This window comes from Mesorhizobium sp. M1078 (assembly GCF_040318615.1).
Lineage (GTDB): Bacteria > Pseudomonadota > Alphaproteobacteria > Rhizobiales > Rhizobiaceae > Mesorhizobium.
This window is the reverse complement of sequence record NZ_JAMYMP010000018.1, coordinates 63,539-90,297: the sequence shown is the minus strand read 5'-3', so window position 1 is coordinate 90,297 and position 26,759 is coordinate 63,539. Positions and strand designations below refer to the sequence as shown.

The window sequence follows — 26,759 nt, the reverse complement described above, 5'->3', positions numbered from 1 at the left end:
CTCCTTAACCATTCGTTCACAATTTGGCCACAGCCAAGGCAAAACGATAGCAGTATTAGCATGCACGCATATTCCTTTATATCTAAGGGTTTACGGAGGTTTTTCACCCAGCATCTCATTTGTTGCGGCATGAAAGGTTCCGTGAGGTGGAAGTTGGGGTAGAGGGTTACGGGGCGGATCGAAATAAAAACGATATTTTTCTGGCGTCCTCCTTAACTATGTTGAAAGCATTGGCCTCACGTGAGACCCTCCAGCGCTTGTGCCTCGCTTGGTTAACGTTTAGTTTCCGCTAATAAGGGGCTAGCGGGGGTATAAGGGATTATGCTGGGGCGGTTTATCAAGGGACCGAGCGAGCAGCAGGTCGCGCCAAGAGCCGAGCAGCCGGCGGTGCTGGCTGTCGCTCCGGCCCTTTCGCCGGCCGCTGATATTGAATCGCGCGGCGACGATTTCCTGACGCTCAAGGTCGAGCTTCATCGCCACCTGATCGATCGCTTCAATCTGACCGCCCTTGAAAATGCCTCCAAGGATGAAATCCTCAATGAGATCCGGCCGATCGTGCGTGAGTTCGTTCGCGGTCGAAACGTGCCGCTGAATGCCCGCGAACTCGATCAACTGACCATCGACACGGCCGACGAGATGCTGGGGCTCGGTCCGATCGAGCCGCTGCTCAAGGACGATTCCATCACGGATATAATGATCAATACACACAAGCGTGTCTTCATCGAGCGGCGCGGCATGATCGAAGAGACGGCAATCCGATTTCGTGACGAGGCGCATCTGCTGCGCGTCATCAACAAGATCGTCTCCAATATCGGCCGCCGGGTCGATGAATCGTCGCCCATGGTTGACGCGCGCCTGGACGACGGCTCGCGCGTCAACATCGCGGTGCGGCCGATCTCGGTAGACGGTCCGCTGGTTTCAATCCGCAAATTCTCGAAGAATCCGTATTCGCTCGAACGACTGATGACGCTCAATTCAATCAAGCAGCCGATGATCGATCTGCTGCGGATTGCCGTTCAGGCGCGCAAGTCGATTCTGGTTTCGGGTGGCACCGGCAGCGGCAAGACGACCTTGCTTAACGCGCTGTCGAGCTACATTCCTTCCAGGGAACGCCTGATCACCATCGAGGACGCGGCGGAACTGCAATTGCAGCAACCGCATGTCGGGCGACTGGAAACCCGCCCGCCCAGTGTCGAGGGCAAGGGCGAGGTGCGCCAGCGCGAATTGGTCAAGAACGCGCTGCGCATGCGGCCCGATCGCATCATCGTTGGCGAGGTTCGTGGCGAGGAGGCCTTCGACATGCTGCAGGCGATGAACACCGGCCATGAAGGGTCGATGACCACTATTCACGCAAACACCCCGCGCGACGCGATATCGCGTCTGGAGCAGATGGTCGGCATGGCCGGCATGCCGATGACGCACGATTCCATTCGAGCGCAGATTGCTTCGGCCATCGACATTATCGTGCAGACGCAACGGCTCGCCGACGGAGGCAGGCGCGTAACGTCGATTTCCGAGATTACCGGCATGGAAGGCAATGTCGTGCAGCTGCAGGAAATCTATCAATTCGTCCGCCGCGAGGTCGCGGCCGATGGCAAGATCATAGGTGATTTTCGCGCCACTGGCGTCCGGCCCCGCTTTGCAGCGGAAGCAGCGACGCTCGGCCATCATTTCACCAAGGACGCCTTCAATCCGCAGGTCGCCCTCTGATGCTGACCGGTCAGGGGCTGCTTTACTTCATCTATGTGCTTGCGGCGGCGTCGGTCATTCTCGCCGGCGAGGCTCTGTATCTTTCCTTTGCCGGTCGGCGTGCGGCAGCCGGGGCGATCAATCGTCGGTTGAAGAGATTGTCAGATGAAATTCCGGCTGAGCGGACTTTGCAAAACTTGCTGCGCGAGCGGGGACTGACGGAATCGGGGGACTTTCTTTTTGGCCTGGTAGGGCTGAACAGGCTCTATACCCAGTCCGGCATTACCGGAAATCCGCTGACATTCGGCGGGATGTTCGTCTGCGCTTCCTTGGCATTGGCGCTGCTGCTGTCATTCGTCTTGGGAAAGTCGTTCTTGCTCGCACTCGTCGTTTTTCTTGTTGTCGGGTTTGCGCTGCCCCTTCTCGTGCTTCGCCGGGCCCGCAGCAAGCGAATCCAGAAATTTGCGAAGCAACTGCCGAATGCACTCGACATGATCGTACGCTCGCTGCGCGCTGGACATCCGGCCTCAGTGGCAATTGGCCTTGTGGCGCGGGAAATGCCCGACCCCCTGGGAACCGAATTCGGAATCGTGTCCGACGAGATCACCTTTGGGCTCAGCATGGAACAGGCCGTGCGAAAACTGTCTCAGCGGGTAGGATTCGAGGGCCTCCACCTGCTTTCGATAGCGCTGTCAATTCAATCCAAGACCGGCGGCAATCTCACCGAAATACTGGCAAATCTCTCATCGGTACTGCGTGAACGGCAAAAACTACGGATGAAAATCAGAGCGCTTTCGTCCGAGGGGCGAGTCTCGGCCTGGATCATCTCATTGTTTCCAATTGTGATGTTCTTGATCCTTCAGGTTACGGCTCCGTCTTATTATGGCAAAGTATGGCACGACCCGCTGATTGTCCCTGTTTTTGTTGGGTTTGGAGTGTGGGCCCTGTTGGGCGACTTCATCATGTATCGAATGGTCAATTTCGACTTCTGAGGAGCGAGCCATTAACCTGCTTTCCAACACCAGCGACTTGGGCTTCATGGTCTCCATCGCCGTTTTCGTGGCGGCGGTGGCGCTTTTCCTGTTTGGCGCGCTTGTCTTCTTGCCGGCCCTGCAGACGCGAAAGCTGGTCACGCAAAGCCTTGTAGGCGAAGGTGTGGTCGACCCCCGCTCGCTCGCGGGTCAGGAAGAACTGGCCAGGATCGCGGCGCAGCGACCTGTCGACGCATATTTTCGAACAATGGAAAAGGAGCGGCAGGAGCCCAGCGCGCTTGAAGCGAAGCTGTTTCGCGCCGGCTTCTATCAAGCGAGTGCTCCATTGCTTTATACCCTGTCGCGGCTCGGCGCCGTGTGTGTCGGATTTTTGGCTGCCTACGCAATCCTGCCCCGGGTGTTGCCACCGCATTTACCCGGTTTCGTGGCTCTAGCCGGCTCCGCCTTGTTGGGGCTGGGGTGCATAGTGATCCCAGCCATTCTGCTCGATCGTTTCGAGAATGCTCAGAAGGAAACCTATCGTCGCGGGTTTCCAGATTTCATGGACATGATGATCACCTGCGCGGACGCCGGCATGAGCTTGGAAGCAGGGGTCGAGCGGGTCGGCGCGGAACTTGCCGCCACGCACAAATGGCTGGGTATTCAGTTGTCGATCATGAATCTGCAGCTGCGCGCCGGCAAGCCGTTGCGGGATGCGCTGCGCGAGCTCGCGGAACGCATCGGGCTTGAAGAGGCACGGGCTCTAGCCGTGCTGTTTAGGCAATCGGAAGAGCTTGGCACAAGCCTGACGGAGGCGCTGCGCGTCTACAGTGACGAAATGCGAGGCCAGAGAATCCTGACGGCAGAGGAGAAGGCCAACTCCTTGCCCGTCAAAATGATGATTCCGTTAGGGTTGTGCATCTTTCCTGTCGTGCTGATGGTCATCATGCTGCCGGTGATCATTCGCATGAAGGGCATTTTCTTCTAGTTGCGCATATGCTTTGGTCCTAATATGGGTCGGGGGACTCACGGGGAGATTGTATGAAAAGGCCAATTGCAGTCGTGGCCTGCCTGTTCATGGCGGCACTCGTCGGCTGCCAGACGAACGGGGCGGTCACCACCGACGGTGTCGTTCGCACCAACGAGCCTTCAAAAGGCGATGTGACTTCGTTTGGTGATGCGTTCGACGGACTGAAAACTGTTGGTGACGTCGAATATTATGCCTCGGACCAGGCCGTTGCCGAGGCCAAGAACCAGTTCCGGGCGGAAAATTATGGCAATGCCGGAGCGCTGTTCTACAAGGCGACGCAACTGGCACCCAACGATGGTGGCGCATGGATGGGCCTGGCCGCCTGCAGCGACCGCATCCACCGCTTCGACCTCGCCGACCGAGCCTACGCCCGAGCCTTCAAACTGGTTGGCGCGTCGCCCGAATATTACAACAATGTCGGCTATTCCTACCTGCTGCGCGGCAAGCTGCAGGACGCACGTGCGAATTTCCTCAAGGCCTATGAACTGGCGCCCAACGATCCGACCGTGGTCAACAATCTGAAGCTTCTGTCGTCCAGTGTGAAGAACGTCGAGCGGCAGTAGCATGCTGTTTTTTGGATCGGTACTGCTCAAGACGCTCACCGTCCCGCTGCTCGCAAGAGTCGCCTGGCTCGATTTTACTACCCAGAAGATAGCCAATCGCGATGTACTGCTGCTGCTTGGCCTGGGCTTGGGATCGCTTGCGCTTTTCTCGCTCTATTCGAGATCATGGTTTGGAATGGGGCTGAGCGCGGTTGCCGGGCTTCTGCTTTTTGTCATGCTTTTCCCGTTCTGGGGCCTGCGAAAGATCGGCGCCGGCGACGTCAAGCTGATGGCGGTTACGCCGTTCCTGATCGGCGGCGGCAATCTCGCCCTGTTTTCAGTGTTGTTGCTGATCCTCGCCCTCGCCACCGTGGCGATCGTGAGAAACCCGCTTATGCTGCCGGCAGGCGCCTTCCGGCTCTTTGTCCAGCACTTGGACCGCAAGGGCGTCGTGCCGTTTGGCGTGCCGATTTCGGTCGCGGCAATCTGCACGATCGCGTTTGTGATCTACAAAAGTCTGGTGCTGGCGAGCAGCTCCGGAATCCTGGATCAGCTTAATTGAACCTCGGCAGTCCGCTCTGCTGCACGAAGCGCGCGCCGACGTAACCTTTGCTTAGTGCCGAACTGGCAGTCTATCTGCCTATTGAGGGTAGGCTATGATACAGGATTACCGGTCGACAGTAGCCTGGTTGGCGGCTGGATTGATTGTTGGTGCCGTGGCGTTCCCGTTTGCGGCTGTTGTCAACAGACCGGCGACACCAACAATTATCAGCGCCGAACCGCCACCGCTCCCAATCATCAAAAAGACGTTCGTCCGAAAATGGCGCCGTACATAGGCGATCACTGGTGCCTGTCCCCAATACCCCGTACCGTCTGCAGCCAGACCGGATTGGACGGATCGCGCTCGATCTTGTGGCGCAGGCGGTTGATCTGGACGTCGATGGTGCGCTCGCCGACCGGCCGATGCGCCAAAGAAGTGGCAAGAGCGCTTTCCACTGAAGGCGACATTCCCGAGCGCTTTCACGAGCCTGCACAAGTGTTGCCACCTACGGACGATGCATCCGCATCCCGGCAGCTCCCACCCCTTCCCCATCGACGACCTACTCAAGTCTTTGCAATGACCGCCACAAAAAGCCCGCCGCTATCAAAGGCAGCGGGCTTACTGTTCTTGCCGGTCGGCGCGGACCTCGGCTTGGCCGCGTCGTAGTACCCCTTCTTCGCGGCGCGAATATCTGGTTGAGGACACCCGCAATAAAGAGCAGACGGCGCCCTTCGCTTTAGACTGAGCGTCGCCGATAGCAGAAGGGTGCTTCGACGATGGTGGGTTTCACGGTTTAGCGGTCTCCCGCTATCAAATTTGTTCAAATTAAATCAGCCACTTAGATGCAATAATAGGCATCTGGGCGGCTGATTTCATGTCGCATCATGTTGCAACTGGCTACCGTTGATTTCCAAGGGTTTCCTGCGACTATCGGCTAGTCCATGCGACATGGACGCGACATAGGAGGGGCTATGCGCCGCGCAAGCTTCGGCATCGTTTTGGCTGCCTTGGCCGGCTGCTCGAACGGCGAGCAACGATATGGAATTTCAGAGGGTTCGATCGCGGCCTACATGAACCCCGGCCAGTTGCAGCCAACTGCCATCTTGCTCGACCGACAGACCGCTCAGACGTGGTACTTGGTGCGTATAGCCAGACGACGTGATCAGCGACATCGGGATTTCCCGTGATTACATCACGACGCTTGCGTTCCGCAGCCCGGCGTCGAGACGTAGGGGCTGAGCAATAAAAAGCCCGCCACCGTGAGGCAGCGGGTTCTCTTTCGGAAATGATGAGCTGCCTTTTACGGCCGGCCTTCATGGGGCCGGGTTGCGGATGCCTCTGGCCGGACATTCGACGTCATTGAAGCGAGGCACTCCTCCAGACGTTCCAGCCGCGCCTTCTGGCATCGCAGTGTGTGCGCGACGTCATGCAGCCTGGATTTGCCCTGAGAGTTGGCGGCAGCGATCAAGTCTATTTGGAGCCGACTGATCTCGCTCCGCAGATCGCGAGCGTCAGCTTCCATCAGACCCCTGATCCATCCAGCCCCGCGCATCCAGCACACCATCCACCGAGCCCTGCGTCGCACGATAGCAGCGAGTTTGCTAACAACCATGCCATGAACCTTCTCGAACTTTATGCATTGCTAATATATAAAAAGCCCGCCACCGTCAGGCATCCGGGCAGTTTTCGCCCGTTCGGATCGATCTGTGAGGTTTGTCACAGACGCATCGACGTATCGGCGTAGGCTACGTTCAGTTTCCTGCAGGGGTAAAGGGAGTGGTACGATGCTTGTGAACCTTCCTATGCTTGTGAACCTTCCTCTTGTCGCAGTTGGTCCCCTTGCCGATTGGGTCCGTCATCGAGCCGAGCAGAAGGCGCTGTTGAAGGCAACGGACGAGTTGAGCAAGTCACCAGACGACATGCTCAGCGACATCGGGATTTCCCGTGACGACGTCACGACGTTTGCGTTCCGCAGCCCGGCGTCGAGACGTTGGGGCTGAGCAACAAAAAAGCCCGCCACCGTGAGGCAGCGAGCCAAATTATTCGAGAATTAAACTGGATCATTCCAGGTTCTGTAGCGCGGGAAGCGCCGCCGGTCGCCGAACACCCGGCCGAGGATGCGAATGCAAGAAGATGGCCCTCGTCCGCACACCATGGAATCGAGAAGGAACGTCTCCTCCAGACTTCCCTTGGCGGCAAAGCGGCCCCCATAGCCTCGCCCGTGATTGTTGCGCCAGCTCATGGTTTGCAGATGACCGCCTCCAAACATGGCGACCACAACGCACCCGTCCTCCAGTTCCGCGTCTGGATCAAAGATAAGGCTTTCAGCCCGAAGCTCGGGGTAGGTGTCTGTCACCGCAAACACGTTGTTGGCCCACTTGCTGGCGGCACTGCGAGGCAAAACTGCTGCCCCAGGGCCACGGCATTGAGACCACGTTTGTAGGCAAAGCTTCGCCATCCGCCGAAGCGGCGATATTCTTCAACATTGAGATTGCCCCCCTTGGGCTCGCGGCTTGATTGCCGCTGGGGCAGCGTGGGGTATCTGTTTATAGACCGCGACATCGCCGAATGGTTCGCGGTTCGCTCTGCCGAACAGAACAAAGGCGAGGCAGTTGTTGTGACGGCAAAGGTCCGGAAGGCCGGCGTTCTGCTTGCAAAGGCCAGTGAGAAAGAGGTTGTGACCGTGCCGAGACGGTCGCGGGCTATCAGATGCCGTCGACGTTCTCTTGAGCCGCGACCCAAATTTAGTTGAGTTAGCCGCTTCCGATGATCGCCAGTGGCCGGTTAGGTAAGCGAGCCCCTTGTCAGGCAGTCCGGCATGTAGAACATGACCGGCACGTCTGGGAAGCCTTCAGGCTTAGTCCGCCCTTTCGGCGCCACGACGATTCACTTCCATAATCAATTTGAAGACACTTTCAAGCTCGCGTTGATCTCGTCGGCAGGAATGCCGGCCTTCTCGGCAGCTGTCATCAACTGGTCTTTTCAAGTCGCCAACCGAGATGGGGTCTCCCCGCGCCACAATGGGCAGTTGTTTGGCTACCCAGTTATCGAGAAACTTCAGGCCACGGACGCTCATCCTTGACACCGCACCCGCCCCGGGCCAGGTGACACCCGATCGCATAAGCGTGACGATTCCCTCCTATGACTTCCCGCATTCGTTTGTCGATTCGACTTCGAAGGCAGTGATCGGCCAGCATATGGAACTAGTCGGCCCGGTTACGCGCATCGACGGCGACAAGGTAACCGTCAGCCTCCGGCCACAGGTGACTGTCGACGCCGAGCACGTGCGCGTTGTTGAGAGCCATGTGGGGTCGCCACGGCGAAAAAAGCCGATTGTTGACAAAGCCTAACGGCGCTGCTTGAGGAGATCAAAGGCCTCGTCGCAGGGGCAGCCGCCGGAAAGAATGGGATTCGGGCCGCTTTGGATAATTATGCGGTTCCCGAGCCAGCACCGCGACAAGTACCGAGCAGTCGAGTTCCTCGTTGAACGAAAAGTGCGGGTCGGCCTCTGGCAAGATCTGAGCCAAGCGTAGCGATTTCAACCTGGCTGTCTTGGCGGCACGTTCTGTGCATTCAACCTCATTGATCGCTTTCGCGGACCGCACTGCACCTCGGCGTTCTCCCAGCCAACAAATTTCCTGGTAGCCTCATTCTCACCTCCCCCCAACGCAAATTTCTACATTCGGATGAACCATGTCGCCCTTCATTCTGATGAAGCCCAAGCTCAAGCAGCGGACCAGATGGCCGCGATTGTGGGCTCGCACCGACCGGCGAGGTGATGCGAGCCCGGCCGAGTCTCGCGGGACATGGACAGGGACAGCACCGAGTGGCTGGTGTCGGCGCTCCTCGAGTTCCTCATGGAAGGCAAACACCCAGAAACACCAAAGATGACTGTTGAACCGGCCGCTGACGCCGCAAGAGGCCGCGACCAAGTTCTAACCGCCATTTTTGAAGGCATAGCAGCAGCCTATCAAGCCACGCTCTATGAAAACAATGATCCTTTGGACAATTGCGCGACCTTTGCAGAGACGGCACTAGCGTCGCTGGAGTCGAGTGGCTTCAGAGTGGTGCGTTAAGCCACCTTTGGTGCCTGCACGGTTTCCGGCGAACCGTGCAGGTTGCCCAAGGGGCGACAGTGGAACAAACAGAGGATTCACATTCCCGGAGTTCCGATTTAGAATCATTCCATGGAAACGGTGTTCGATGATATCGCCAACGCCCTCAGAGAGCCCCGCTCACACGTGTGGCGCCCAGTCTTCGCCCTCGATCTTGCCGCCAAGCTGTTCCTTGGCCTCGCTGTCCGCCTAGGCGTTGGCTTTGGAATGGCGCTGGCTAGTTAGCTATCTCGCTGCGGCCGGCTGAAGTGCGACAGCAGCAAAATCTGCCGTTGAGTTTCCCGAAAACGTAGCAGTCTCTGATTCAGCGGAGGTCGAACTTGTTGATGCATGGATGCCAAGGAAATCCTTTCCACAAAGGGCACTAAAATCTTCGGTGACATTGCTCATAGACCCGGAGGTGGTGCCGGAAGCGATGAGCGAGATAAAAAGCGATGCGATCGGCTGGAATGGTGATGGTAATCCTGTCGCCGCTTTCTGCAGCTGTCGCGGCAGGTATCTCAGAAGCTCCAACCACTCTGTAAATCTGCGCCGTGACAGAAGGGTTGCCGCCATCAAAAGTGAACCCGATGTCGGTCGACGTTGTGTTTTCCAATATGTCGCCGCTGCCGGCTGATATGAACCAGATCTCGGAATTGGCGCTTGAGGGCACATCATGACTGCGCACCAGGCGCCTTGCCGGAAGGTCGCCGACAGTGACGGTATCCAGCGTCCGCAACTCCCCGAAAAATTTCCATGAGACTTCGAGCCAGATATCCCGACCGGCAGCAACAGCACCAAGGTTTTTCGAGGGCGCCTTAGCCGTGGGGCCAGGGACGAGCCCGCCAGTATTAAAGGACGAGACAGCCGAGACCATGATCGGTGACGCGCGCCGTAAATTCTGAAAGCCAATGATCGCCGCCGTGATCGCCAACGCCGCCAGGACAAGGGCAATCGCTATCCAAACAACTGACCGGCGTCGATTTCGCATCGTTGCCCCAACCCTAGGGGAAATATCAACGTATTAGCAACTGCTTGTATTTCTCGTGAACCAGGATCATTCTTGCCGCATGGAGGCCACCAGTAACGGTGGAAAAGGGGAACGTCATGGAATCCGTTTGCTACGCCCAAAGCTCGATGTGTTTGCTGTCGCTCTTAGTCAACACCACGATGGCGCTTATTGTTTTGACGCCATTCGCAGCGACGCGCCTGCTGGTGTTGAGGATGCGCGCGGACTCGGGCCGAAACCTTCAACTCGCCTAAGGCGCCGTGGGCAAACCACGTTACCGAGGCGCAGATCATGCGAATAGTTCTGTTGATCCTTGCCGCTGTCGCCGTGTTCTAAATCTGAGACAACGTTGGCGAACGCGCCAGCGACGAGATCCGCACTCATCTACAACGCACGCGAGCGGCTAAGGGCTTCGGTGCAGTCGTATTCCTTCCAGACCTTACCCTGAAAGATCTGCTGCGCAAAATGCTTCTTAGAATCCCTTCGACCCTTGCTGGCGGCCGCGGCTCGTTCGCGGCACATCGAGGACATGTTGGGGACCTGCCAACCGCCTGGAGAGAAGCGGGTGCGCGGCGCCGGCAAGGCCGCATCGACGTGTGCAGGAAAGGATGAGCGCAAAACCGACATTGGCAGGAAAACCCGGTAAATGCCGAGGCAAGACCGGATCTGGATGGCATCGAGTCCTTCGAGGATATGGGCCTGCTTTGGCTGATCCAAGAATCCCTTAGCGTATAAAGCATGCGATATGGACCTGTCGGATTGTTTGTATTCAAACGACTATTGCGACGCAATATCGTCGCCAAAAGAACGTCCGAATGGGGCTGCCGGCGGCTCCGTCGTGGGAACGAAAAAAGAAGAGAAGCAGAACTTTCGTGTGCTATTTTTGCACACGAACTCCACTAACTATTTGATTTTATTTAGGTATCTGCCCCATCCATCATCGCGGCCACGGCCACTCTATGCTCTTGATTTTTCAGCATCTGTTTAACATCAGAACCTTAGAACCTGCCGCACACGCTGCGTCAGCGAGACCTCCCTGCAACGCGACGTTGCGCGGCGCCGGAGCACCGACACCAAGTCGATCGCAGTGAGACGCCGACAAAGCCCTGTTAGCGCGCCTGAAGCCTTCGGCGAACTCATCGACCTCCATATCGACGACATGTGCGATGTAGGCAAGTCCCCTCGCCGCTCCAAGGCCGCAGCCCTCGCTATGCTCCGAACATCTGGGGAAGTGCAGCATCGCCACCCTCGATCGCGAACGGCTCGTTCGCTTCGGTCGTGATCGAGCCGCCCAGGGTGCCGGACGATGAGTCTCGGTATCGACATCACCTAGGGAAAGTCGTTGAGCGTCGTTCCTGGATGATCTGCCTGGTCGTGATCGCGACAGCCGCTGGCGAGAGCCGCCAAACTCGCATGAGATTGTCTGAAGCGGAGGACCATCCATGGAAGGACCCATTTCGACCTATTTTGCATCGATTGAACCCGTGGCCCCCGACGTTTTCTGGACCGCTTGCTGCATCCGGCGCGGCATTTCAAACATCCCCACGACGTTTTGGCCGACGTTGCCCTGGCTGTTCAGGAGTAGCGCGCCATTCTTTCGTCATGGGCGTCGGATGCCTGCGCCGTAGAATCCGTGCCAGCGCTTCGCATGCTGCCGGGAGCGGGTGAACCGGTCAGCTTCGACGCGATCATGGATGCGTTGCAACAGTTGGATCAATCGGATGAGCGTGCCGGTCCTGACTGCAGTGACAGCGCGGCAGTGGCCGCGTTCGTACCATTCGTCGATCGGATTTAAGGGCGACGTAGTTGTTCTTGCACCATGGACCCGTCGGCGAGTGACCCCGCCGGCGGGAGGGGTGTGGCATCGGTGCGTTCGCCCAGATTGCCGATGAAAATTTTCCTATTCTTCCTCTTGAAGGTGCACGTCGCGATTCTAAATGATGGTCGCCGGCCGCCCAATGGGGCCGGCAACACCAGGAGGCGGCAAGGCTCTTGGCGCCTTCTGTTGTCCATGTTGCTCAAAGGAGGATGTGGCTATGAAGACAAACCTCGATTTTACCCCTCTATACCGGTCCAGCATCGGCTTCGACCGCATGGTCGACATGCTTGAAAGTGCGAGCCGTGTGGCCTCGTTCGACAACTGGCCGCCCTACGATATCGCCAAGGTTGATGATGATCAGTATCGCATCACGATGGCGGTCGCCGGTTTCCCGCAGGACCAGCTGACCGTCACCCACCAGCCCAACATGCTGGTTGTGAGCGGGTCGCAATCCGGCGATGAGAACGGCCGGTATCTGTACCGCGGCATCAACGGCCGCGCTTTCGAGCGTCGGTTCGAACTGGCCGATCATGTCAAAGTCGAGGGCGCCAGCCTTGAGAACGGGCTGCTGAGCATCGATCTCAAGCGCGAGGTTCCCGAGGAGATGAAACCGCGCAAGATCGAAATCTCCAGCGGGGCTCCCATGCCGAAGATCGAGGCTCCCAAGGTCGAGACCGACAAGCTGGCCGCCTGAGCAATCCACCATGAAGGCTTTCGCTTGAGCCGGGCGTCCCGCCCGGCTCAGAGACCTACGAAAGGAGAAAGACAATGAGCGTACGTGACTTGATCCCATGGGGCCGGGGCAACGGAAACTCGGCGCCCAGTCTCTTCCCTGATGGAGATCGAGACCCCTTCGTCTCCCTCCACCGGGAGGTAAACCGGCTGTTCGATGACGCCTTCCGCAGCTTTGGCGCCAGACTGCCGGCCTTCGGCCCCTCTTTCGCCGCCAGTTGGCCGAGTGTCGAAATCTCCGACACGGACAAGGAAGTCCGCGTCACGGCTGAAATACCTGGCCTGGACGAGAGCGACATAGAAGTCCTGCTGGAAAATGGGGCGCTCAAGCTTAAAGGCGAGAAGCGTTCCGAGACCGAGGACAAGGACCGGCAGTTCTCCGAGCGCTTCTACGGTCGCTTCGAGCGCCTCATTCCGCTCGGCTACGAGGTTGAAGAAGACAAGGTCAACGCCGCCTTCAAGAACGGGGTGCTGACCGTGACGTTGCCCAAGACCGAGCGGGCGCAGGCGAAGGCCAAGCGGATCGCAATCAACGGGAAGAACTGACGGATGCAGTATGGGTGGCGGCCCTTACGGCCGCTGCCCGTGCGACCCTTCATAACGGGAAGGACAGGCAATGGAGACAGTTCAAAGCAGCGACAACAGAAACCTAACCAAGACGTCCGTCCGGCCGGACAATGACAATCGGCCTCGTCTAGACGGGCCGGCTTTGTCAATGGGACGGTCAGTGTTTCCGGACGGCGCAACGGCGCGGATCTACCAGCCATGCCGCCCGGTCATGACCTCGGCAAAGCCCCGCAAGGCCTGGCGATTGGTCTTCGAACGCCGCACAGCCCCGTTCGTCGAGCCGCTGATGGGCTATACCGGTGGCCGGGACACCCTGACCCAGGTTGAACTGAACTTTCCGACGCTGGAAGCGGCGATCCGTTATGCCGAGCGTCAAGGCCTCAATTACGTGGTGCAGGCGGCACCTCCTACTTCCCAGGCCAAGATCAGGAGTCAGCATGTATCGCAGGAGAAACAGGCCTTTTCCGACGTAGTTTTGCAGCGTGTGCGATTGGCTTGGCTCCAGGCAAGCCATGGTTACGGCACGGGTGTACAGGCAGGGCACATACAGACGGCGCTTTCCGAGCCCGAGACATTCTACGCCTCTCCGATGCAGGTGGTGGATGATCCCGTCCTTTCACCCGACGAGAAACGCGCTGTGCTCAAGAACTGGGCCTGGAACGAGTACCTGATCGACCTGGCCACCGCCGAAGGCATGCCGGAAAATGCACGCCCGTCGCGATTGGACGAGGTCGAACTCGCCTTGCTGGCCTTGGAAGTCCGAAACCGGGGCTTCCAGACCAGGACCAGCCCGGTGCACTCCCGGAAAGCCGCATGATAAGGCAAGAAGGAACCCACGGATCGTCTTCGACGCCCAACGGACCATCCTGAACCTCTTCCCGCTTGCGGTCGCGGCAGCGGGCGGGCGAGCGCCGACAACTTTCCCAATGCGTGGGCGCCCGATTGCGCCTCGGCAGAACTCGGCCGAGTTGTTAGGATCGCGCTGATATGGACGCTCCAATGAATGGCGACAGAGGTTCCTATGTATCAATCCTTCAACGGCTCCGCCCATCCCCTGGCACCGAAAGAGATCGCGATCGCTGCCGTCCCCGAAGACGAGCGTGTCTGGGTCCCACAGGCGGAGGGCGTGTGGTTCCGACCACTTATGCTCAACACAATGCAGGGGCAGTGGTGCAATCTGCTCCGCGTACGCCGGGCCGGGATATTAAGCCGTCATCTGCATCCGGCCCCCGTGCATGGATATGTGATCAAGGGGCGTTGGCACTATCTTGAACACGACTGGGTGGCAGAGACCGGATCTTACGTTTTCGAGCCGCCCGGTGAAATCCACACGCTCACGGTTCCAAGCGACGTGCCCGAGATGATCACCTTCTTCAACATTTCCGGCTGCATGGTTTACCTGGACAAGGATAACAAGCAGATTGGTTTCGAGGACGTTTTCACCAAGATCGACATGTGCAGAAATCATTATGCGAGCGTGGGTCTCGGTAAGGATTTCGTCGATCAGTTCGTGCGGTAGACATCCGCCCGTTTGTCTTCCGCGCCGATGAGTTCGCGCTCCGCCACAGAGGCGAAACGAGGAGATCTTGGTGACCGATTCCATATGGGCCATGCCCTTCTTCGCGGGCAAGACCGTCGTCATTACCGGAGGCACGACAGGCATCGGAAACGGCATCGCCATGGCGTTCGCCGGGGCCGGGGCAATCGTCCACGCGACGGGGGCCACGGCCGCCGAGGTGGCGGCCGCTCGTGCATACGGCACCCCCGTCTCCTATTCAGTACTCGACGTCCGGGACATGACTGCGGTCGAAGGATATTCCGGTCAGTTCACATCCGTTGCAGCGCTCGTAAATTGCGCAGGGGTAAACCTGCGCGCCGCCGAATTCACTGTCCAGGGTTTCGAAACGGTGGTCGATATCAATCTCACCGGCTCCATGCGGAGTGCGAGCGCGTTCCGGGGGGCACTCTCGAACGGGGGCGCCATCGTCAACATCGCCTCGATGTTCGCGTTTTTCGGCGCGGCTCATGCGCCGGCTTACGCCGCGTCCAAGGGCGCCATCGTGCAACTTACCAAGTCGCTCGCGATCGCCTATGCCGGGGATGGCATTCGCGTAAACGCATTGGCGCCTAGCTGGATCGAGACCGCCATGACCGCCGCGCCACGGGCCGATCCAGCTCGCAACGCGGAATTGATGAAACGCACTCCGATGGGTCGCTGGGGTACGCCGGGCGACCTGACTGGCCCCGCCTTGTTCTTGTGTTCGCCGCTCGCGGGGTTCATCACTGGGGCAATTTTGCCGGTTGACGGTGGCTATCTCATTGCGTGAGGCGTTGGCTATGCTGCGCGACCGATCTCCAAGCCTGTGTCGTCGAGATCAAGATCGAACGCGACCAATCGACCATGCCTGACCGCAATTGCCGCCACCAACTCCGCAAGCTCGCCATCCGTATGCTCGCAAAAAGCTGCCTGTTTCCTGACAATCGTGACCGCATCCCGGGTCGATACGACAGAGAACGGCCTCCGGGATCTCACGAAGGATTCCGCAACCTCCGCGACGGATGGAGCTCGGTCAAAATTATCTTGCATACTTGCACCTCTGTACGACGCTAGCCCAAGCTCGGCCCACGCAAATTGTTCCCACTGGCCTAATGCAGCCTGGTTGGCATCCGGCCTGGGCTCCTTGTGTGCGAAGGCCGGGAGCAACGCGACATGGCCGTCGCCGTGCCTTGGACAGTAGGCTGGACGCATTCGTCTCCACTCAACCAAAGGTCACGCCATCGGCCAGTCCTCGCTACATGCTTCAAATGCGAATACGAGCGCGACGCTACAGACGAGGAGGATCAGATGTGTCCAAGCCGCTCGCCAAAGTTTCCGATCCTCGGACCACCGCAGTTCCCGCGCAACAAGTCGCCGGGAGATCTGTTTGCTCGCGTTGATTGCGGTCGACTGACTCCTGGCTCATTCGCCGCCTCGCCGGCTGGCTCCGGTCAGCCGGCCTGGTCCGTCTCCGTCATCGCTGGCCGGCGGACGATCCAATCCACCAAACCGGCTTCGGTCTGCTCGCAGGCCACGAATTCGCGCACCAGACTTCGCGCCAGCTCGCGCCATTGACACTCGGGCACGTTCATCTCCGCGATCAGATCTCGGCATGCAGCGCGTATGATGTCGGCATCGAAGGCTGACACGGCGACAGGACCACGGTCTGTATTCTTTGCTCGAGGAGTGTCGTCGCCCTGACGTTCGCGAAAGCGCCTCAGCACCTCGCGCGATGTGGCGATCGCTTGTCGGGTTTGACTCATAGCCTCGTAAAATCCAACTTCGCGGACCGGTGAGCGGTGCCGTGATAGAATGAAGTCCTCCATAACCGGATGCGCAGTGTCCGTACGCGTTGCAACCATCGCCGCCTCCCTGCAGGCGCACCCAATGCTTGCAGCTTCTGCCCGTTTTCGGGCGGCCGCCTGCATTTGTCGTGTCGCTGCTATGATCGCGTGAGTTAAAGCCGGTGAAGCGTCGCTGCAATTACAAATGTAAGTGTGGCATCCGATAAGTGGTATGCCCGCTGGCTGCGGCGGCGGCGAGTTCGTTCTTCAGACGGTCGAAGTCTTCCTCGGCGAAGCGCTCTCCGCGTTGCCGGAACGAGGAAGCAGGATCTGGACAAAATGCATGCGGCCGTGCCGCCGTTCAGGGGGCGCTATTGGCGAAAATCCGCCAATTTCCGCCAGTCGAAGACAACGCCCACTCCAGGCTCGTCGGGTGCTATCGCCAAACCATCCTGAAGCCTCAGCGGCTCAGTCGTATAATGGTCAATATCAAAACTATGCGCCTCCACCCAGCCGGCATTTGTCTGACCTGCAACGAGGCTGACATGAAGTTCCTGCATCCCGTGACTGCAGACCGGAATGCCAGCCTTGCGTGAGAGCGCTGCCACGCGCAGCCAGCCGGTGACCCCGCCGCAGTTGGAGGCGTCGGGTTGGATGTAGGCGAGATTCGACCAAGCGAAGGCATGCTCGAACTCCTCGATGACATGCAGGTTTTCTCCCATTGCCAGGGGCATTCCGGTCGCCTTGGCAATGCTGGCGTAACCCTCATAGTCGTCGGGTATGATGGGCTCCTCGAACCACAGCAGATCGTAGGCGGCGAATGCTCTCGCTGCCTCGATCGCTCGCGGGACGTCGAGCGCGTAGTTGGCGTCAACCATAAAGGTGACATGAGGGCCGATGCGCTCGCGAACTGCCTTCACCCGGGCCACATCCTCGGCAAGGTCGTCCTTGCCGACCTTGATCTTCACCCCGGTGAAGCCGGCATTGAGATAGGAATCGATGCTGGCCAAAAGCTGATCGAGGGTGAAGTTTAGGTCGATGCCGCCGCGATAGGCCTTGGCGCTCTTCCCGGCCCCGCCCGCCATCTGCCAAAGCGGCAGGCCGCTACGCCGGCCCTTGAGGTCCCATAATGCGATGTCGATCGCCGAGATCGCGAAAGAAGCGATGCCGCCGCGCCCGACATAGTGGATGTGCCAGAGCATGCCGTCGTAGATCGTGTCGATTTGCGTTGCGTCGCGTGCCTTGAGGAACGGCGCGAGGTCGTGATCGATCATTGCCTTGATCGCATAGCCGCCCCTGCCGCCGGTATAGGTGTAGCCTGTGCCCTCGGTGCCGTCGGCAAGCCTCAGCGTGACGGTGACCAGCTCGAAATGCGTGTGCGCGCCGTGCTTGGCATCGGTCATCACCTCACGCAGTGGGACCCGGAACAGCCGGGTCTCGACTTCCTTGATTTCGGTGCGGGTCATGCTGCGCTCCATTCAGGTTTTTCATCGGACCATAATTGCACCGGCAGCGCTGACTGGCAACAATGTGGCTGACCTTTCAGCGCTTCTGAAGTCAATCGGCGTTTTTGGTCCTACAAAAGCATCAATCCGCTTGTGCTTTGGTCCGATTTACCTTCTAATAACAGGACCATCTGGGAGGAAAAAGGCTTGCTGGATACGGAAGAGCGTCCTGAGATGCCCGCGGCTATTCTCGCCGCCCGCGCGGCCGACGCGATGGTGGCCGGCATAGAGGCCGACATCACGTCCGGAAGGCTTGGCGACGGCAGCTACCTGCCGGCCGAGCGCGAACTGATGATCGAGTATGGTGTGGGCCGGGGCGTTGTGCGTGAGGCGATTGCGCGCCTGGCCAGCCGCGGCCTGGTGGAAGCGCGTCCGCGGTTCCGGCCCGTGGCGCGCCGGCCTGGCCTGGATGCCGCGCTCGGCGCCCTCGACGGCATTGTAGGACATCTGCTGAGCGACCAGGCGGGCGTGAAGAACCTCTACGACATGCGCGTCTTCCTCGAGGCGTCGCTGGCGCGCAACGCCGCCATCCATGCCCGCAAGGATGACGTCACAGCCCTGAGGGCGGCGCTGGCGATGAACGAGGCGGCCATCCCGGATTCTGAGAAATTCTATGCGACGGACGTGGCGTTCCACGCAGCGCTCTATGACATCGCGCGCAACCCGGTGCTGCCTGTCGTGCACAAGGCATTTACCGCCTGGCTGTCGCCGCATTGGATGCGCATGCCACGGTCGCCCGAGCGCAACCGCGTGAATTTCCTCAGCCATCGTGAAATCTGCACGGCCATCATTGAGCGAGATCCTGACGGCGCCGAGCGGGCGCTGCTCAACCACCTCTCGGCGGCCTGGGAGTATGTCCGCGGTACATTCGAAAGCCGTGAGGCGCCGGAAGCATGACGCAGTCCTACGACCATATCGTGGTGGGCGGCGGAGCAGCCGGCTGCGTCGCGGCGGCAAGGCTTGTCAAAGCGGGACGGCGAACCCTGCTGCTGGAGGCCGGCCATTCCCATCATCATCCCTTGCTCGACATGCCGCCCGGCATCTTCAAGATGATCAACGGCTCGAAATTCATGCGCTATCACCGCACCGAGCCGCAGGCCCATCTCGACGGCCGCGTCCATGAAATCTCGCAAGGCAACGTGCTGGGCGGCGGCACCTCGGTCAACGCCCAGGTCTACATGCGAGGCCGCTCGGCCGATTATGAGGAGTGGGACGAACTGCTGCGCGGCAACAATGCCGGCGTGCGCTGGAACTGGCAGGCGGTGCTGCCGCATTTCACCGGCATGGAGGGAAACAACCGCCTCGGCGGCGAACTGCATGGCAGCGAAGGTCCGCTGCTGGTCTCGGATCCAGGCCACATCGATGATGTTTCCCGTTGGTTCGTCCAGGCCGTCCAAGGCCTTGGATTGCCGTACAACCATGACTTCAACGGACCGTCGCAGCGCGGGGTCGGCTTCTACCAGTTCATGAACCGGCGGGGAAAGCGCAGCAGCGCCGCCTATGCCTTCATCGAGCCGCTGACGAATGATCCCAAGCTGACGCTGAAACTCAATTGCACAGTCAGCCGGCTGCTGATCGAAAAAGGTCGGGTCACCGGCGTCGTCTATTCGGATGCGTCGGGCGCCGAGCATACCGTCCATGCAGATGCCGACGTGATCGTCTCGTCCGGTGCCCTCGTCTCGCCGAAACTGCTCATGCTGTCCGGCATCGGCCCCGCCGAGGCGCTTGCCGGGCACGGCATTTCCTGCGTCGCCGACCTGCCCGGGGTCGGCGAAAACCTGATCGACCATCCGGAGGTGCCGATCATCGCCACCGCAAACGGCCCATACGGCTATTTCAGGCAGGGCCAAGGCTGGAGGATGATCAGGAACGGCCTGCATTTCAAGCTCTTCGGCACCGGCACGATCCTGTCAGCGGGGGTGGAGGCCGGAGCCTTCGTCAATCCGGCCGATCCCGAGGGCGAACCGACGATCCAGGCCTTCTGCGTACCGCACGTCTATCTGGACCGCGATATCCTGACCTTGGTCGAGAACACCTATGGGCTTACCGTGACGACAGTGGTGGTGAAGCCAAAGTCGCGCGGTTTCGTGAGGCTGCGTTCGGCGGATCCGAAGGACATGCCGGTCGTTTCGCCGAACCTCCTTAAACATCCCGACGACATGAGGGAAATGATCTCCGGCCAGCGCTATTTTCTGCAGGCTTTTCAGACCAAGCCGCTCGCCGATCGGGTCAAGGCCATTGCCGTGCCAAGCCAGGATGATCTCAGCGACGAAGCCATGACAAAGCATTGCAAGCGCTTTGTGAAGACCAACTACCATCCGGCCGGGACATGCCGGATGGGCTCGGACAGCGACCGGATGGCGGTGCTGGACGCGGCGCTGCGCGTGCGCGGAATAGACAATCTGCGGGTTGCCGACATGTCGGCCTGCCCCAACATCAATGCCGGCAATACGGCGGCGCCCGCCATGATGCTGGGCGACCGCTGCGCCGATTTTATTTTGGAGGCGGCATAGCGCCGGATCCAGCTTGCCGACGGCGTCATCGCCGAAGCCGTCTGGGCCGATATCGTGAGGAAATTACACAGTCGCTGAAAGCGACAATAAAGGAGGAAAGAGCATGATCATTACCCGTCGAAAACTACTGGTTGGCTCCGCCGCCGGCGCGGTCGCGCTGACACTCGGCTCACGCGCCTTCGCGGCGCTCCCGCCACTCGCCAAGAAGGACAAGTACAAGGTCGGTTTCGCCCAGACGGAAAGCAACAATCCGTGGCGCCTTGCCGAGACCAAGAGCATGCAGGACGAAGCCGCCAAGCTCGGCCATCAGCTGGTCTACACGGATGCCGCCGGTTCGTCGGCCAAGCAGGCCTCCGACGTGAACTCGATGATCGCGCAGGGCGTCGACGCAATCTTCCTGCCGCCCCGCGAAGACAAGCCCCTGGTGCCGGTCATTCTTGCCGCGCGCGATGCCGGCATACCGGTGTTTCTGGTCGACCGCGACGTTGATCACACCATGGCCAAGCCGGGCGAGGATTATGTCTGCTTCATCGGTTCGGATTTCATCGAGGAGGCGACCCGCGTCGGCGAATGGCTGGTCAAGAACGCCAATGGCAAGTCGAAAATCATCGAGCTGGAAGGCACGACCGGAGCCTCGGCCGCTACCGACCGCAAGAAAGGCTTCGACGATTTCATCGCCAAGCACTCGCAGTTCACCATCCTGGCATCGCAGTCCGGCGACTTCGCTCGTGACAAGGGCCGGCAGGTCGCCGAGACGCTGCTTCAGGCGCACCCTGATGCGGATATCATCTACGCGCACAATGATGAGATGGCGCTGGGCGCCATCGCCGCTTTGGAAGCAGCCGGCAAGACCCCGGGCAAGGATGTGCTGATCTTGTCGATCGACGGCGAGAAGGAAGGCGTCCAGGCGATCATTGACGGCAAGATCGGCGCTATCTGCGCTTGCAGCCCGCTGTTCGGGCCGAAGGCCTTCGCTACGATGGCCGACTATGCGGCCGGCAAGAAGATCCCGCCGTTCATCAAGAACGAGGATGCCTTCTTCGACGCCACGAACGCGAAGAAAGACTTCGATATTGCGTTCTGATATCCACTTTCTTTCCAGTTGCCCTACCCGCTTCGGCGGGTAGGGTTTGGGAGTTTGACGATGACCGCTCAGCCGGACCAAGCCGCGCTGCTCCTGGACATGCGTGACATCCAGAAGCGTTTTGCCGGCATCCCTGCCCTGGCCGATGCCTCGCTCCAGGTTCTTCCGGGCGAGATCCACGCACTCATCGGCCAGAACGGTGCGGGCAAATCGACACTTATCAAGGTGCTCACCGGCTATTACCGCCGGGATGCGGGGCGGGTGCTGTTCGAACGGAAGCCGTTCGAAGTTGGGTCTCCGCATCAGGCGCAGGTCAGCGGCATCAGCACCATCTACCAGGAGATCAATCTCGTACCGCTGCGCTCGGTGACCGAGAACATCTGCCTTGGACGCGAGAAGCGCCGCCGCGGCCTGCTCGACTGGAGCGCGATGCATGCGGAAGCCGAGCGCCTGCTCAGCCGCTTCTCGATCGGCATCGACGTGCGCCGCCCGCTCAGCGATTTCAACACCGCCACGCAGCAGATGGTGGCGATCGCCCGCGCCATCGGCTTTTCCGCCCGCCTCGTGATCATGGATGAGCCGACCTCCTCGCTGGACGAGCGTGAAGTCTCGGTCTTGTTCAGCGTTATCCGTCAGCTCAAGGCCGACGGCGTCTCCGTTCTGTTCGTCAGCCACAAGCTCGACGAGTTGTACGAGGTCTGCGACCGGGTCACGATCATGCGTGACGGCCGCACGGTGCGAAGCGCGGCGATGAGCGACATCGGCAAGCTGGAGCTGGTCGCGGCCATGCTCGGCCGCGACGTCGCAGCCGTCGAAGGCCACGCGACCGCGTTCGGCGAACGCGATCGGTCGAGGATCGGTGATGTGCTGTTTACCGCGCAAAGGCTGGCAGCCGGCCAGTTGGTCCGTGACGTGAGCTTCGACCTGCGCCGCGGCGAGATCGCCGGCTTTGCCGGCTTGCTCGGCGCCGGCCGCACCGAGACAGCCCGCCTCGTATTCGGCGCCGACCGCCGGAGCGCAGGCGAGATGACGATGGAGGGCGCGTCCTACCATCCCGCACGTGCCGCCGATGCCATCGCCGCAGGGATGGGCTTCTGCACCGAGGACCGCAAGGCCGAGGGCATCGTGCCGGAAATGACCGTCGCGGAGAACATAACACTGGCACTGCTGCCGAAAATCAGCCGCAATGGCATCCTGAACGAGGCCCGGCAGAAGGAGATCGTCGAGCGCTTCATTCGTGAACTCGACATCAAATGCTCGGGGCCTAACCAGAAGGTCCGCGAGTTGTCGGGCGGCAACCAGCAAAAGGTGCTGCTTGCCCGCTGGCTGGCAATGAACCCGAAGCTGCTCATTCTCGATGAGCCGACGCGCGGCATCGATGTCGGGGCCAAGGCCGAGATCCAGCGCCTCATCCGCAAGCTTGCCGATGACGGGCTCGGCGTGCTGATGATCTCCTCGGAACTCGAGGAAGTGATGGAAGGAGCCGACCGCATATTCGTGCTGCGCGAAGGAGTGAGGGTGGCCGAACTGGAAGGCCAGGCAGCCGACGAGGAGGACGTGCTCGCGGCGATGGCGCATGGCGGCGCGGCGAAGGAGGCAGCGTGAGCGATCTGGCCACACCATCCGCAGCCAACGACGCTGGAAACCGCCACTTTGATGTGTTCGGTTTCCTGGCGCGCTACGGCACGGTGATCGCGCTTGTGCTGCTGGTGGTCTTCAACCTTGCCTATACGCGCAATTTCGCGACGCTGCAGACACTCAACGTCAACCTAACCCAGGTCTGCACAATTGTGATCGTCGCGGTGGGGATGACCCTGGTGATCGCCACCGGCGGCATCGACCTGTCGGTTGGTTCGCTGATGGCGATCTCCGGCGCATTGGCGCCGATGATCTTCATGGGCACGATCTTCCCGGTCGGAAACATCTATCTGGCGGTAGCCGTCGCGATGATTGCCTCGATCCTCGTCGCCGGCCTGTTCGGGCTGTTCAACGGCTGGTTGGTCTCGCGTTTCCGCATCCAACCGATCGTCGCAACGCTCGTGCTGTTCATCGCCGGGCGCGGGATCGCGCAGGTCATGACCAACGGCAATCTGCAGACCTTCCGCGTGCCGCAATTCCAGTGGATCGGACTTGCCCGCCCGCTCGGCATTCCCGCGCAGGTCATCATCATGGCCGTGCTGGTTGCGGCGGCCGCTTGGGCCCTTCACCGCACGGTGTTCGGGCGAAGCATCCTGGCGGTCGGCGGCAATGAAAAGGCCTCTGAACTCGCCGGCATCGCCGTATCGAGGATCAAGCTCGCTGTCTATGCGATCAGCGGCCTGTGCGCGGGGCTGGCCGGTCTCGTCGTCATTGCGATCAACTCCTCCAGCGACGCCAATCTCGTGGGGCTGGGCATGGAACTCGACGCCATCGCGGCGGTCGCGGTGGGCGGCACGCTGTTGAGTGGCGGAAAGGCCACAATCATCGGCACCCTGCTGGGCGCACTGACCATCCAGTTGGTGCGCTACACGCTGCTCGCCAATGGCGTGCCCGACGCCGCTGCGCTCGTCGTCAAGGCCGGCATCATCGCATTCGCCGTCTGGCTGCAGCAGCAACACCGGGTGTAATCCATGAACAGCGCCAGACTGGTTCGCATCATCGGCACCTACGGTGTCGTCATCGCGCTTGCAGCCCTCGTCCTGTTCGGATTCCTGCGCTACGACCGCTTCCTCGGCCTCTTCAACGTGATGAGCGTTCTGCGCTACAACTCGATGTTCGCGCTCGTCGCGCTCGGCATGTGCTTCGTGATCATGACCGGCGGCATAGACCTGTCCGTCGGCTCCGTCGCCGCCTTGGGCAGCGTCGCGTCGGCCCTGGCGAGCCCGCACGGCATCGTGGCAGGCCTTGCAGCGGGCGTTGGCGCCGGCCTGGCAGCCGGGCTGATCAACGCGCTCCTGGTTACGCGCGGCAACCTGATGCCATTCATCGCCACGCTTGCGACCATGCTGGCCGCAAGCGGCTCGGCGCTGCTTCTGGCCGGCAACCAGACCGTTTCGGTGTCTTACGATTCGGGTTTCACCGCCATCGGCCAAGGGAATTTCTGGATTTTCCCGATTCCGGCAGTCATCGCCCTGGTTGCCTATGCCGTCGGCTCAGTGGTCCTGAACTACACCAGCACGGGACGGACGGTGCTGGCCATCGGCGGCGGCGAGGATGCCTCGCGGCTGATGGGGCTGCGCACGGACGGCGTCAAATTTCTCGTCTATGTCGCAAGCGGGTGCCTGGCCGGGCTCGCCGGCGTCGTCCTCGCTTCTCAGTTCGGCGCAGGCCAGCCGATCGAGGGCGTCGGCTGGGAACTGTTTGCCATCGCAGCGGTCGTCGTGGGCGGGACGCTGCTGACCGGCGGCTCTGGCTCGGTGTTGACCACGCTGGCCGGCGTGCTGTTGCTCGGCATCCTTTTCAACGTCCTGAACTTCGAAAACGGCATGGGCTGGATTTCGCTGTCAGCCTACTGGCAGTCGGTGATCCGCGGGCTGTTTTTGCTCGTCGTCGTCCTTCTCCAGGCACGGCTTACGGCAAGGCGCGAAACTGCCTGAGGATGGCGAGCGCCTTCGAGCACGATGGCGCTGCAGAATCAGTGCGCGTTGCGCACCCGGCCGATGAGCGCATCCCGCAGACTTTCTGCGGCGATGCTTCCCCGGTGCACCTGGGGTCCGACACCCTTGGAGCAGGATCCGCAAGCGGATCCTGGTGCAGTCACATGGCCGTCCTGGAGACGGTCATTTCCCGGCGACCGCCACGAACACGGACTGCCCCTGCCTTTCCAGCCGAAACAGGATGGGCTTGCTCTGCCGGCGAGAGTTCGCCCACTCCTCGACGATATCCGAAGGCTCCGTCACGCGGCGATTGTTGGCCGATATGATGACATCGCCGGGCTGCAATCCGCTCCGGGCGGCAAGGCCATCGGGAACCACTTCCACGACGAAGACGCCGGTTGTTCCTGATTTGATGCCTAGCTGCTGACGCGCCTGATCCGGAATCGGGCTGAGGGATAGGCCGAGGCCTTCGGCCGCCGACTTCTTGTCGGGAACAGCGCCGGTCTTCACCTCCGCATCCTTGCGCTCACCGATGACAAGCGCGATCTCCTGGTCCTTTCCGCCGTTACTCCGTGTCAGAGTGGCCTTGCTGCCAGGCTTCTGGCTAGCCGTCGCAAGCGTGAGGTCATGGACACCCTCAATGCCCTTGCCGTTGAACCGGGTGATCACGTCACCCGGCTTCAAGCCGGCTTTCTCCGCCGGGCTGCCGGGCTCGACCGAAGCAACCAGCGCGCCCTTGTCATCTTTCATCCCGAGGACCTCAGCCAGCGACGGCGTGATGTCCTGCAGGCGGACCCCGATGAAGCCACGCTCGATCCGGCCGGTTCTGATCAACTGGTCGGCGATGCTTTGGGCGGTGCGCGATGGCACCGCAAACCCGATCCCGATGCTGCCGCCGGACGGCGAGACGATGGCGGTGTTGACGCCGATCACCTCGCCACGTGCGTTGAACAGCGGACCGCCCGAGTTGCCTCGATTGATCGACGCGTCCGTCTGGAGAAAATCGTCATACGGCCCGGCTTGAATGTCTCGCGAGCGGGCCGAAAGAACGCCGACAGTGACAGTCCCTCCGAGCCCGAAAGGACTGCCGATCGCGATTGTCCATGCGCCCGGCTGCATTGCATCCGAGTCACCCCATTTGGTCGTGGTCATGTTGGGCCGCGGGTCGACCTTCAGCACCGCTATATCGGTGGCGGGGTCACGGCCGACCAATTGCGCCGGCGCCGTTTCCTTGTCGGAAAATACGACATGGATCTCTGTCGCATCGGCAACGACATGGTTGTTGGTGACGATGTAGCCGTCGGCACTGATCACAAATCCGGAGCCAAGCGCCTCCCTCACCTGCGGCTGAACGGGTCCGAGGCCCTGGCCGTCGAACGGACTTGTAAAGTCGCCCGCCGTCGTCTGGTCCTGGACAACCTCCCGGGTCGTGATCGCGACCACGGCCGGCAATTTCTGCTGGATGATCGCTGTGAAGTCGGTCGGGGTATCCTGGGCCAGGACAGGCGCCACGCCACTGGCCGAGAGCATCAGCGCAACCGCGATCAAGCGCGTTGCAAATCGTCTTTGCATATCGTGAGACATTGCTGGACCTCCTGCCGGACAGCCCCGGCCGCTCGGCCGCGCCGCGCGGAGCCGGTGCTCCGGACGCTAGAACTGCCAACAAAGCTGTTTGTTTCAGCCCCCCGGAAAAATGGCACGGCCAGGAAAAATAGCCCGACCGCGGGGGTCCGGAAGGCAGCAGCCGGGAACCATTGAGGCCGTTGA

At 60.4% G+C, this 26,759-nt stretch carries 25 protein-coding genes and 2 pseudogenes; 20 read left to right on the top strand and 7 right to left on the bottom strand.

What is annotated here, in order from left to right:
• The first annotated feature begins 321 nt into the window (after positions 1-321).
• The 5 genes from NKH38_RS22145 to NKH38_RS22125 are packed head-to-tail and all read left to right on the top strand — an operon-like array spanning position 322 to position 4,794.
• Positions 322-1,710, top strand: coding sequence for a TadA family conjugal transfer-associated ATPase (locus NKH38_RS22145; protein ID WP_352763355.1), 1,389 nt, complete (start codon positions 322-324; stop codon positions 1,708-1,710).
• Positions 1,710-2,681 carry a type II secretion system F family protein gene (locus tag NKH38_RS22140; RefSeq protein WP_023744411.1) on the top strand — a complete coding sequence of 324 codons (972 nt, stop codon included), beginning with the start codon at positions 1,710-1,712 and terminating at the stop codon, positions 2,679-2,681. Before NKH38_RS22145 ends, NKH38_RS22140 begins: the two co-directional genes overlap by 1 nt.
• Before the next feature lie 46 nt (positions 2,682-2,727).
• Complete coding sequence (locus NKH38_RS22135; RefSeq protein WP_352763357.1) at positions 2,728-3,648, top strand: type II secretion system F family protein; 921 nt, start codon at positions 2,728-2,730, stop codon at positions 3,646-3,648.
• Between the two features lie 53 nt (positions 3,649-3,701).
• The gene (locus tag NKH38_RS22130; RefSeq protein ID WP_352499863.1) at positions 3,702-4,253 is read left to right on the top strand and encodes a tetratricopeptide repeat protein; all 552 of its coding nucleotides are present in this window, start codon (positions 3,702-3,704) and stop codon (positions 4,251-4,253) included.
• A gap of 1 nt (position 4,254) precedes the next feature.
• Positions 4,255-4,794 carry a prepilin peptidase gene (locus NKH38_RS22125; RefSeq protein WP_352763359.1) on the top strand — a complete coding sequence of 180 codons (540 nt, stop codon included), beginning with the start codon at positions 4,255-4,257 and terminating at the stop codon, positions 4,792-4,794.
• Between the two features lie 278 nt (positions 4,795-5,072).
• On the opposite strand, the pseudogene NKH38_RS22120 reads toward NKH38_RS22125, so the two are convergent.
• A pseudogene (locus NKH38_RS22120) lies at positions 5,073-5,189 on the bottom strand (winged helix-turn-helix domain-containing protein); the annotation flags it as partial.
• A 1,368-nt stretch (positions 5,190-6,557) separates the two neighbouring features.
• Between NKH38_RS22120 and NKH38_RS22115 the strand changes: the two are divergent.
• Entirely contained in the window at positions 6,558-6,773 is a 216-nt protein-coding gene (locus NKH38_RS22115) for a hypothetical protein (protein WP_352763361.1), read from the top strand.
• 50 nt (positions 6,774-6,823) lie between these two features.
• On the opposite strand, the gene NKH38_RS22110 is transcribed toward NKH38_RS22115, so the two are convergent.
• A complete protein-coding gene (locus NKH38_RS22110) occupies positions 6,824-7,129 on the bottom strand; it encodes a hypothetical protein (RefSeq protein WP_352763364.1) in 306 nt (101 codons plus the stop codon).
• 471 nt (positions 7,130-7,600) lie between these two features.
• Here NKH38_RS22110 and NKH38_RS22105 point away from each other — a divergent pair, with 471 nt between their 5' ends.
• Entirely contained in the window at positions 7,601-7,855 is a 255-nt protein-coding gene (locus tag NKH38_RS22105) for a hypothetical protein (RefSeq protein WP_352763366.1), read from the top strand.
• A 724-nt stretch (positions 7,856-8,579) separates the two neighbouring features.
• Complete coding sequence (locus NKH38_RS22100) at positions 8,580-8,849, top strand: hypothetical protein (RefSeq protein ID WP_352763368.1); 270 nt, start codon at positions 8,580-8,582, stop codon at positions 8,847-8,849.
• Positions 8,850-9,252: 403 nt separating this feature from the next.
• Here NKH38_RS22100 and NKH38_RS22095 read toward each other — a convergent pair whose 3' ends face one another.
• Both NKH38_RS22095 and NKH38_RS22090 read right to left on the bottom strand, forming a co-directional pair.
• Complete coding sequence (locus tag NKH38_RS22095; RefSeq protein ID WP_352763370.1) at positions 9,253-9,858, bottom strand: hypothetical protein; 606 nt, start codon at positions 9,856-9,858, stop codon at positions 9,253-9,255.
• Positions 9,859-10,260: 402 nt separating this feature from the next.
• Positions 10,261-10,593, bottom strand: coding sequence for a hypothetical protein (locus NKH38_RS22090; RefSeq protein WP_352763373.1), 333 nt, complete (start codon positions 10,591-10,593; stop codon positions 10,261-10,263).
• Positions 10,594-11,318: 725 nt separating this feature from the next.
• Between NKH38_RS22090 and NKH38_RS22085 the strand changes: the two are divergent.
• The 6 genes and pseudogenes from NKH38_RS22085 to NKH38_RS22060 all read left to right on the top strand — a co-directional run bounded on the left by NKH38_RS22085 (position 11,319) and on the right by NKH38_RS22060 (position 15,321).
• Positions 11,319-11,671: pseudogene (locus tag NKH38_RS22085) on the top strand (hypothetical protein).
• A 241-nt stretch (positions 11,672-11,912) separates the two neighbouring features.
• Positions 11,913-12,389: an Hsp20 family protein gene (locus NKH38_RS22080; protein ID WP_023730091.1), complete on the top strand. Its 477-nt coding sequence runs from the start codon at positions 11,913-11,915 to the stop codon at positions 12,387-12,389.
• A gap of 74 nt (positions 12,390-12,463) precedes the next feature.
• Positions 12,464-12,973 carry an Hsp20/alpha crystallin family protein gene (locus NKH38_RS22075; RefSeq protein WP_023696160.1) on the top strand — a complete coding sequence of 170 codons (510 nt, stop codon included), beginning with the start codon at positions 12,464-12,466 and terminating at the stop codon, positions 12,971-12,973.
• Between the two features lie 181 nt (positions 12,974-13,154).
• Entirely contained in the window at positions 13,155-13,811 is a 657-nt protein-coding gene (locus tag NKH38_RS22070; protein WP_352763380.1) for an NADH dehydrogenase ubiquinone Fe-S protein 4, read from the top strand.
• Positions 13,812-14,015: 204 nt separating this feature from the next.
• Complete coding sequence (locus tag NKH38_RS22065; protein WP_155923557.1) at positions 14,016-14,513, top strand: 2,4'-dihydroxyacetophenone dioxygenase family protein; 498 nt, start codon at positions 14,016-14,018, stop codon at positions 14,511-14,513.
• A 70-nt stretch (positions 14,514-14,583) separates the two neighbouring features.
• Positions 14,584-15,321, top strand: coding sequence for an SDR family oxidoreductase (locus tag NKH38_RS22060; RefSeq protein ID WP_352763387.1), 738 nt, complete (start codon positions 14,584-14,586; stop codon positions 15,319-15,321).
• Positions 15,322-15,982: 661 nt separating this feature from the next.
• On the opposite strand, the gene NKH38_RS22055 is transcribed toward NKH38_RS22060, so the two are convergent.
• Positions 15,983-16,393 carry a hypothetical protein gene (locus NKH38_RS22055; protein WP_352512100.1) on the bottom strand — a complete coding sequence of 137 codons (411 nt, stop codon included), beginning with the start codon at positions 16,391-16,393 and terminating at the stop codon, positions 15,983-15,985.
• Between the two features lie 293 nt (positions 16,394-16,686).
• Positions 16,687-17,781, bottom strand: a complete 1,095-nt coding sequence (locus NKH38_RS22050; protein ID WP_352763395.1) for a mandelate racemase/muconate lactonizing enzyme family protein — start codon at positions 17,779-17,781, stop codon at positions 16,687-16,689.
• 186 nt (positions 17,782-17,967) lie between these two features.
• On the opposite strand from NKH38_RS22050, the gene NKH38_RS22045 reads away from it, so the two are divergent.
• The 6 genes from NKH38_RS22045 to NKH38_RS22020 all read left to right on the top strand — a co-directional run bounded on the left by NKH38_RS22045 (position 17,968) and on the right by NKH38_RS22020 (position 24,992).
• Positions 17,968-18,717, top strand: a complete 750-nt coding sequence (locus NKH38_RS22045) for an FCD domain-containing protein (protein WP_023682469.1) — start codon at positions 17,968-17,970, stop codon at positions 18,715-18,717.
• Positions 18,714-20,333 (top strand): GMC family oxidoreductase, encoded by a 1,620-nt coding sequence (locus tag NKH38_RS22040; RefSeq protein WP_352763400.1) that lies wholly within the window; start codon positions 18,714-18,716, stop codon positions 20,331-20,333. The genes NKH38_RS22045 and NKH38_RS22040 overlap by 4 nt, the downstream gene beginning before the upstream one ends.
• Before the next feature lie 103 nt (positions 20,334-20,436).
• Positions 20,437-21,417, top strand: a complete 981-nt coding sequence (locus NKH38_RS22035; RefSeq protein ID WP_023672664.1) for an ABC transporter substrate-binding protein — start codon at positions 20,437-20,439, stop codon at positions 21,415-21,417.
• Positions 21,418-21,477: 60 nt separating this feature from the next.
• Positions 21,478-23,022 carry a sugar ABC transporter ATP-binding protein gene (locus NKH38_RS22030; RefSeq protein ID WP_352763402.1) on the top strand — a complete coding sequence of 515 codons (1,545 nt, stop codon included), beginning with the start codon at positions 21,478-21,480 and terminating at the stop codon, positions 23,020-23,022.
• Positions 23,019-24,023, top strand: a complete 1,005-nt coding sequence (locus NKH38_RS22025) for an ABC transporter permease (protein ID WP_488505303.1) — start codon at positions 23,019-23,021, stop codon at positions 24,021-24,023. The genes NKH38_RS22030 and NKH38_RS22025 overlap by 4 nt, the downstream gene beginning before the upstream one ends.
• Positions 24,024-24,026: 3 nt before the next feature.
• Positions 24,027-24,992 (top strand): ABC transporter permease, encoded by a 966-nt coding sequence (locus NKH38_RS22020; RefSeq protein ID WP_023682464.1) that lies wholly within the window; start codon positions 24,027-24,029, stop codon positions 24,990-24,992.
• Positions 24,993-25,175: 183 nt separating this feature from the next.
• Here NKH38_RS22020 and NKH38_RS22015 read toward each other — a convergent pair whose 3' ends face one another.
• The gene (locus NKH38_RS22015) at positions 25,176-26,576 is read right to left on the bottom strand and encodes a Do family serine endopeptidase (RefSeq protein ID WP_352763404.1); all 1,401 of its coding nucleotides are present in this window, start codon (positions 26,574-26,576) and stop codon (positions 25,176-25,178) included.
• Positions 26,577-26,759 lie beyond the last annotated feature (183 nt).